Consider the following 8097-nt stretch of genomic DNA (forward strand, 5'->3'; position numbering starts at 1 on the left):
GCGGCGGCAACAGGCACGCGCGATCGCCCTCTCACCCCACCGACGCCCAATTCTCCCGCAACGCCTTCTCGAACGCATACGCCGGCAACGGCGCCGCATACAAATACCCCTGCACCTCGTCACACCCGGCGCCGCGCAGAAACGCCAGCTGGTCCAGCGTCTCGACACCCTCGGCAATCACGCGCAGGCACAACTGCCGCGCCATGCTGATGATGGTCCCCGCAATCGCGCAGTCACTCCCGTCCGCCGGTATCCCCATCGTGAACGAGCGGTCGATCTTCAAGGTATGAATCGGGAACCGCTTCAGATACGACAGGCTCGAGAACCCGGTCCCGAAATCGTCAAGCGACAGCGACACGCCCAGCGCCGTGATCTGGTCCATGATGGCCGTCACGCGGTCCACATCGTGCATCAGCGTGCTCTCGGTGATCTCCAGCTCCAGCCACGACGGATCGAGGTGGTAGCGCCGCAGCGTGGTGGCCACGCGCTCCGGCAGCGCTGGCGTGAACTCGCGCGCTGATACGTTCACCGCGACGCGGAACGGGGCGATGCCCGAGCGCTGCCAGATCGACGCCTGCGCGCAGGCTTCTTCCAGTACCCACTCGCCAACCTGCACGATCAGGCCCGTGGTCTCGGCCAGCGGGATAAATTCGCCGGGCGGTACGATGCCGCGCTCGGGATGCATCCAGCGCACCAGCGCTTCGGCGCCGACCAGGCGGCCGCTCGCGATTTCGAACTTGGGCTGGTAGTACAGCACCAGCTCGCCATTGCCCAGCGCATGGCGCAGGCCGGATTCGATGCGCATGCGCTCCTGCATGCCCTTGTTCATGTCCTGGCTGTAGAACGCGACGCTGCGGTCGGGGTTGGCGTCGTCGCCCTTGGCGCGTTCCATCGCGATGTCGGCCAGCGCCAGCAGCGTTTCGGCGTCGTCGCCATCCTGCGGGTAGACGCTGATGCCGATGCTGGCACCCACGCGCAGGTCGTGGCCGCCGATCATGAACGGTGCGTCGAGCGCGGCCTGCAGTTTCTGCGCCACGGTGGTGGCTTCGAAGTGCTGGCGCACGTCGGCCAGGCCCACCGCGTATTCGTCGCCCGACAGGCGCGCCACCAGGTCTTCGTCGCGCAGCGTGGCCTTCAAGCGCTGGCCGACCTGTTTGAGCAGTTCGTCGCCGATGCGCCGGCCCAGCGTATCATTGATGCGCTTGAAGCGATTCAGGTCGATGAACAGGATGCAGCCGGCCGTCTCGTTGCGCTGCGCGACCATCAGGGCCTGGTCGACCAGGCGCGCGAACAGCGTGCGGTTCGGCAGGCCGGTCAGCTCGTCATAGTAGGCCAGGTGGTGCAACTGCTCTTCGGCCTGTTTGCGCTCGGTGATGTCGGTCAGATAGGCGATCAGGCCGCTCGGGCGGCCGGCCAGGTCGCGCAACGGCGACAGCGACAGGCTGGCCCAGAAGATGTCGCCCGACTTCTTGCGGCGCTTGACTTCCATCATGCGCCCGCCGTGCTCCGCGAACAGGTCGGGCAGCGCGCTGCCCTCGTCGTCGCCCAGCTCTTCGTCAGCGTACAAAAACAGGATGTTCTGGCCCACTGCTTCGAGCGCCGTGTAGCCAAAGAGGCGCTCGGCGCCCCGGTTCCAGCTGGTGATGTAGCCCATCTGGTCCATCGTCAGCACCGACTCGTGGATCTGGTCGAGGATCTGCGACTGGTGCGCCAGTTGCGCTTCCATCTGCGCGTAGGCGTGGGTCGAGCGCTGCGCCAGCGAGTGCATCTGCATCAGGCTCGCGGTCAGCTGCGCGAGCGAGGCCAGTGCGCGCGCGCTGGCATCGGCATGATCGTGATAACCGCTCACTTCATACCAGCCGAATTGTTCGATGCCCACGGCCACCGCGTGGCGCAGCACGCGCCCGCCCGGCAGGCCGGGGTCGACCAGGCCCGGGCCGGGCACGAAGCGGCCCTGCTTGCTGCCGGTCAGCATGCGCGCCAGGCGGCCCAGTTCCAGCACCAGCGCGTCGCCACGCAGGCGCAGGACCGCGTCGCAGACCGCGCTCGTGCCTTCGATGAAGGCGGTCGGGGCCAGTTCGCGCACGTCAGACATTGCGGCCCACCTCGATTGCCCAGTGGTAGGCGTGCAGCTGGCTGCTCCACCAGTGTTCGAGGCTCACGCCGGCTTCGCGCAGCACCGCTTCGGTCGGATTGGCGTCGACCAGGTCCAGCCACGTGCCCAGCTGGCCGCTGTGGTTCACGAGCGCGCCGTAGACGTCGTCGGGCAGGTACAGTTCGGCTGCGATCTCGGTCATCGGCATGTGCAGCAGCCGGTCGAGCAACGAGAATACGCCGGTCATGAAGGCCAGGTCTCGTGCATCGCGGTCGTCGCCCTGCAGGCGCGCGAGCGCTTCGAGCTGGGCGCCGCGGCGCGCCGCCAGCGGCAGCAGCAGGTTGGGCAAGCCGTCCGGTTGCTGGCGCGCGTACAGCAGCAGTTGCAGCCAGCGCTGCAACTGGCGCCGGCCGAGCACCGTGATCGCCTGGTTAAAGCTGGTCACTTGCGTCGAGACCGTGAAGGCAGCCGAATTGACCAGCTTGAGCAGGTGGTAGGCCAGTGCCGGATCCTGCTTGACCTGTTCTTCGAGTTCGCGCGAGTCGGCGTCGCGCGCCAGCAAACCCAGCAGCGTGAGGATGCGGCGGCGCGAACTGCCGTCGTCGTCGGACGACGGCGCGATGTCGGGATCATACGCATAGTCGCCGATGAACCAGTCGAAGCCCGCGATCTCGCAACCGAAGAAGCGGCGCGCGCTGTCGACGCCATGCGCGATGTGCGGAGCAAACAGCGCCACCAGGCGCCCGGGCGGCATGGGTGCAACGCGACAGTTGCGCGCAACCGAGCGCAGCGCAGGCGGCGCGGTGACGCCGTCGGGAATCTCGCCGTCCAGCCAGATGCGGTAGCCGCAAGCGTGCAGTTCGGCGAGCTTGCGCGCCACGCCATCGGTGGCCAGCGCGTTCGCGTCGATCACCAAGCCGACGCGGTTGGCCGGCAACAGCGCCAGCACTGGCGGGGTCAAGGGGGACGGGTCGTGCAGGTTCAACAGGCAATCGAGCGGCGCAATGGCCGCCAGCAGGTCGGGCGTGCCGAACACGGTCTGCAGGCGCTGGGGCAAGTCGCTGCCCGGCACCAGGCGCACGCTGAGCGCGACCCATTCATTTTGTGCGTTAGCGACCGGCTCGATTGCGACCAGCGGACATGTTTCCTGCTCTGCCATGGAAAGTTTCAAAGTAGTGTCCGGGCAATCTTATTGCACCGAATGCCATAAAGCAAATCGAAGTTTCCTACTGGACAGCCCGGGTTGACCATCAGTTACCACCGGCGCGCTGCACCGCAAACCGGATCAGCTCAGCCTGGCCTTCGATACCCAGCTTGCGCTTGATGTTCAGGCGGTGCGTTTCGACCGTGCGCACCGACAGGTCGAGGTCGCGCGCGATCTGCTTGTTCGACTGGCCGGCGGCGATATGCCCCAGTACTTCGTGCTCGCGCGCCGTCAGTTGGTCGCTTGGCACGGCCGGATTGGCCAGCTGGCGCGCCAGCGCGGCGCTGTAATAGATGCCGCCGCCCATCACGGTGTCGATGGCCAGCACGATGTCCTTGCCCGGCGCGTCCTTGAGAACGTAACCGCGGGCACCCGCGCCAATCGCCTGGCTCACGTATTCGGGTTTGTCGTGCATTGACAACATTAATACCGCAATGCCGGGGAAACGCGCGGTGAGCTGGAAGGTCGCCTCGATGCCGCTGCCGCCGCGCATGTTCACGTCCATCAGCACGAGATCGGGGTGGTATTCGCCGGCGCGCTCGAGTGCCTCGGCGCTCGAGCCTGCTTCGGCCACGACATTCAGGTGCGGCGCCGACTCGAGCCGCGCGCGCAGACCGTCACGTACCAGCGGGTGGTCGTCCACCAGCAAAATCTTCACTTCTTTTATGTCACCGTTCACTGCCCTACTCCTTCAAGTCGATGCTGGCCACCACACTGGTGCCGCTGGACGACGAGTCGACCGACAGGCGGCCGCCGATCGCTTCCATCCGTTCCATCATATTCCTCAAGCCGATGCCACGCTTAGGGTGCACGGCCACGTCATCGGTGTCGAAGCCCACGCCGTCGTCGGCAATCGACAGACTGACGCGGTTGGCCACACGCTCCAGCGAGAGCTCGATGGTGCTCGCCTGGGCGTGGCGTTCGACATTGGTGAGCGCCTCTTGCGCGATGCGAAACAGCACCGTGCCGACCATGTCGGGCAGCGCATCGACCGCGCCGGCCGCGCGAAAGCGCACCGGCGTGCCGGCGTCCTCGCCGAATTCGCGGGCCAGGTATTCCAGTGCCGGCGCCAGGCCCATGTCGTCGAGCAGCGTCGGGCGCAGGTCGTGCGAGATGCGCCGCACTTCGCCCAGCACCGTGTTGACCTGGTCGACGGTGCGCTCCAGACCTGCGCGCGCCTGTTCGCGCTTGCTGGCGTCGCCGGCCAGGCGGATGATGCCCGCTTCGAGCTGCAGCTTGACCGACACCAGCGCCTGGCTGATCCCGTCGTGCAGGTCGCGCGACAGGCGCGCCCGTTCTTCTTCCTGCGACTCCACCACGCGCTGGGCCAGCGCGCGCAGCTTGGCATCGGCCAGCCGCCCTTCGCTGATGTTCAGCGCCAGCCCGCCACCGGCCACGCCCACTGCGGCCAGCGTGGCCAGTACCGCCATCCAGAGCAGCGTCTGGTCGCTGTTGCGCGACTGCTGGGCTTCGACCAGTTCGAGCGCCGCCTCGACATCGTCGAGGTAGATGCCGGTGCCCATGACCCAGCCCCAGTGCGCGACCGGGACCACGTAGCCGAGCTTGGGTGCCGCCGCCTTGCTCGACGGCTTGGCCCAGGTATAGCGCAGGAAACCGCCGCCGCCCTGTGCCAGCCCGATCAGGCGCTGGATGGTCAGCGAGCCAGTGGAGTCGCGCCAGTTCCACATATCGGTGCCGACCAGTTCGGGCTGGCGTGGGTGCGCGAGGCTCTTGCCACGCGTGTCATACACGAAGAAGTAGCCGTCGCTGCCGTAGCTCAGTGACGACAGGATGCGGATCGCCTCGGCCTGCGTGGCCGGGTCGCTGCGCCCGCTCTGCGTCAGGTGCGCGATCGAGCGCGTGGCCAGCTCGACGTAGTGGCGCAGTTCGGCCTCCTTGCTGGCCAGATAGGCGCTGGCGATCGTGTCGCGCTGTTGTTGCGCCAGTGTGACAGCCTGCTGGCGCACGTAGAGCGTAATCGCGCACAGGGCCACGACCAGGGGCGCCACTGCCAGCATGATGACTTTTTGCTTGAGCCGCATGGGCCGACTGCCTTGTAGTGAGGGAAGCGACGCATTTTACGTGCGTTACGGGCAGGCGAACTACGTAGTCGTACGTAGCTCCTGCGTAATTGTTACGCTTGCAGTCCTGATAATTGTGCAAGATACTCCTTGCCATGCTGTAAAGAATGGCGCCGGCATGTACTGGCGTACGAAGCATCAATCCATATCGGAGGAGTCACCAATGAAGAAAATGACGAGCATGCTCGGATGGATCGCCTTGTCCATCCTGGGCGCGTTTTCGCTCGGCTACATCGCGCTCAAACGCGGTGAAACCATCAATGCCATCTGGATCGTCGCGGCCGCCGGCTGTGTCTATCTGATCGCTTACCGTTTCTACTCGAAATTCATCGCCAACAAGGTGCTGGGGCTCGACGCTACCCGCCAGACACCCGCCCACAAGTTCAATGACGGCCTCGATTACGTGCCGACCAACAAGAACGTTTTGTTCGGCCACCACTTCGCCGCGATTGCCGGCGCCGGCCCGCTGGTGGGCCCCGTGCTTGCCGCGCAGATGGGTTACCTGCCCGGCATGATGTGGATCCTGGCCGGCGTCGTGTTTGCCGGTGCGGTGCAGGATTTCATCGTGCTGTTCATGTCCACGCGCCGCGATGGCCGCTCGCTCGGTGACCTGATCAAATCGGAAATGGGCGAAATCCCCGGCATGATCGCGCTGCTCGGCACCTTCATGATCATGGTGATCATCCTGGCCGTGCTGGCGCTGATCGTCGTGAAGGCCCTGACCGGCTCGCCGTGGGGCACCTTCACCGTGATGGCCACGATCCCGATCGCGCTGTTCATGGGCATCTACTCGCGCTATGTGCGGGTCGGGCGCATCGGCGAGATTTCGATGATCGGCTTCGTGCTGCTGATGCTCGCCATCATCGGCGGCCAGTGGGTGCACGATTCGCCAGTCTGGGGCCCGATGTTCACCTTCACCGGCACCGAACTGACCTGGATGCTGATCGGCTACGGCTTCGTCGCTGCCGTGATTCCGGTGTGGCTGCTGCTGGCGCCACGCGACTACCTGTCGACGTTCCTCAAGATTGGCACCATCCTGGCGCTGGCAATCGGCATCCTGGTCGTCGCACCTGACCTGCGCATGCCGGCCGTGACGAAGTTCGTCGACGGAACTGGCCCGGTCTGGTCGGGCGGGATCTTCCCGTTCCTGTTCATCACCATCGCCTGCGGCGCCGTGTCGGGCTTCCACGCGCTGATCGCCTCGGGTACCACGCCGAAAATGCTGGAAAATGAAACGCAGGCGCGCTTCATCGGTTACGGCGGCATGCTGATGGAAAGCTTTGTCGCCATCATGGCGCTGATCGCCGCGTCGACCATCGACCCGGGCATCTACTTCGCCATGAACAGCCCGGCTGCCCTGCTGGGCACGACGGCGCAATCGGCCGCCGCAGCCGTCTCGCAGATGGGCTTCGTGATCACGCCGGAAGCGCTGGAACAGATGGCCAGGGACGTCGGCGAACACACCATCATCTCGCGCGCCGGTGGCGCACCGACGCTGGCGGTGGGCATGGCCCACATCCTGTCGAACGTGATTGGTGGCCAGGCCATGATGGCGTTCTGGTACCACTTCGCGATCCTGTTCGAGGCGCTGTTCATCCTGACCGCCGTGGATGCGGGCACCCGCGCCGGCCGCTTCATGCTGCAGGATCTGCTGGGCGCGTTCGCACCATCGCTCAAGCGCACCGATTCGCTGCCGGCCAACCTGCTGGCCACCGGCCTGTGCGTGGCGGCCTGGGGCTATTTCCTGTACCAGGGCGTGGTCGATCCGCTGGGCGGCATCAACACCTTGTGGCCACTGTTCGGCATCGCCAACCAGATGCTGGCCGGTATTGCGCTGATGCTGGGTACCTGCGTACTGTTCAAGATGAAGCGCGGCAAGTACGCGTGGGTCACCGCTCTGCCAACGCTGTGGCTGCTGGCCTGTACGCTGACGGCCGGCTACCAGAAGATCTTCCACGTCGACCCGCGCATCGGTTTCGTGGCGCACGCCAACAAGTACCAGACCGCGCACGACGCCGGCACGATCCTGGCACCAGCCAAGTCGATCCTCGACATGGAGCGGATTATCTTCAACGACTACGTGAACGCCAGCCTGGCCGGCTTCTTCATCTTCGTCGTGCTGGCCGTGCTGTTCTATGGCCTGCGTACGGTGATGGATGCCCGCAAAGCGAATGGCGCGACCGCAAAAGAGTCGCCGTACGTCGCCATGCCCGCACCGACGGTCGCCTGATGTTCGGCACCCTGAAGCAGGCCGGCAGTTACCTCGGGCAGTCGCTGCGCCTGATGGTCGGCCTGCCCGAGTACGACACGTACCTGGCGCACATGGAGCGCACGCACCCGGATGAGCCGGCGATGACGTACGAGGAGTTCTTCCGTGAGCGCCAGGAGGCGCGGTACGGGGGCAGTCGGGCTTCGTGCTGCTGAGCCTGCTAATGGTTACTACGTAGCAAAGGGGACGCCACGGCGTCCCCTTTTTAATTTTGCAAAAGCAGGGTCAGATACCGTCTTGAATTGCAAGCCGATTCGATAAGAATTTTGCGTCGAATGGCTTGCCTGTTCGAATGACGCCGTAAATCAGATGGGCCAATTTGTGCGTAACAGCGCCGATGACGGCTTTGTTCGCCATGCCGGTTGCAAGCAGGCGGTCGGCAAACTGGCGCAAAATGGGGTTATGACGGCGCGCCACCATGCTCGGCATAAAGAGCGCAGCTCGTAGT

General features: G+C 65.2%; 6 protein-coding genes and 1 pseudogene. 2 read left to right on the forward strand and 5 right to left on the reverse strand.

Annotated elements, in window-relative coordinates; translation table 11 throughout:
* Positions 1-31 precede the first annotated feature (31 nt).
* The 4 genes from RCH14_RS20120 to RCH14_RS20135 all read right to left on the reverse strand — a co-directional run bounded on the left by RCH14_RS20120 (position 32) and on the right by RCH14_RS20135 (position 5341).
* A complete protein-coding gene (locus RCH14_RS20120; protein ID WP_343027862.1) occupies positions 32-2095 on the reverse strand; it encodes an EAL domain-containing protein in 2064 nt (687 codons plus the stop codon).
* Positions 2088-3254 carry an HDOD domain-containing protein gene (locus RCH14_RS20125; RefSeq protein ID WP_343027863.1) on the reverse strand — a complete coding sequence of 389 codons (1167 nt, stop codon included), beginning with the start codon at positions 3252-3254 and terminating at the stop codon, positions 2088-2090. Before RCH14_RS20125 ends, RCH14_RS20120 begins: the two co-directional genes overlap by 8 nt.
* Positions 3255-3345: 91 nt before the next feature.
* Positions 3346-3978: a response regulator transcription factor gene (locus tag RCH14_RS20130; RefSeq protein WP_343027864.1), complete on the reverse strand. Its 633-nt coding sequence runs from the start codon at positions 3976-3978 to the stop codon at positions 3346-3348.
* Positions 3979-3982: 4 nt separating this feature from the next.
* Entirely contained in the window at positions 3983-5341 is a 1359-nt protein-coding gene (locus tag RCH14_RS20135; RefSeq protein ID WP_343027865.1) for a cache domain-containing protein, read from the reverse strand.
* Positions 5342-5543: 202 nt separating this feature from the next.
* Here RCH14_RS20135 and RCH14_RS20140 point away from each other — a divergent pair, with 202 nt between their 5' ends.
* Together RCH14_RS20140 and RCH14_RS20145 are read left to right on the forward strand one after the other, a co-directional pair.
* Complete coding sequence (locus RCH14_RS20140) at positions 5544-7610, forward strand: carbon starvation CstA family protein (RefSeq protein WP_343027866.1); 2067 nt, start codon at positions 5544-5546, stop codon at positions 7608-7610.
* Positions 7610-7804, forward strand: coding sequence for a YbdD/YjiX family protein (locus RCH14_RS20145; protein WP_183550582.1), 195 nt, complete (start codon positions 7610-7612; stop codon positions 7802-7804). Before RCH14_RS20140 ends, RCH14_RS20145 begins: the two co-directional genes overlap by 1 nt.
* A 70-nt stretch (positions 7805-7874) precedes the next feature.
* Here RCH14_RS20145 and RCH14_RS20150 read toward each other — a convergent pair.
* Positions 7875-8097: pseudogene (locus tag RCH14_RS20150) on the reverse strand (IS110 family transposase); the annotation flags it as partial.

This window comes from Massilia sp. MP_M2 (genome assembly GCF_039123635.1).
Lineage (GTDB): Bacteria > Pseudomonadota > Gammaproteobacteria > Burkholderiales > Burkholderiaceae_D > Telluria.

Excerpts from the sequence above, each read along its gene's own strand:
- RCH14_RS20145 (WP_183550582.1), top strand. The coding sequence starts at position 7,610 with ATGTTCGGCACCCTGAAGCAGGCCGGCAGTTACCTCGGGCAGTCGCTG.
- RCH14_RS20120 (WP_343027862.1), bottom strand. The coding sequence starts at position 2,095 with ATGTCTGACGTGCGCGAACTGGCCCCGACCGCCTTCATCGAAGGCACG.
- RCH14_RS20140 (WP_343027866.1), top strand. The coding sequence starts at position 5,544 with ATGAAGAAAATGACGAGCATGCTCGGATGGATCGCCTTGTCCATCCTG.
- RCH14_RS20135 (WP_343027865.1), bottom strand. The coding sequence starts at position 5,341 with ATGCGGCTCAAGCAAAAAGTCATCATGCTGGCAGTGGCGCCCCTGGTC.
- RCH14_RS20125 (WP_343027863.1), bottom strand. The coding sequence starts at position 3,254 with ATGGCAGAGCAGGAAACATGTCCGCTGGTCGCAATCGAGCCGGTCGCT.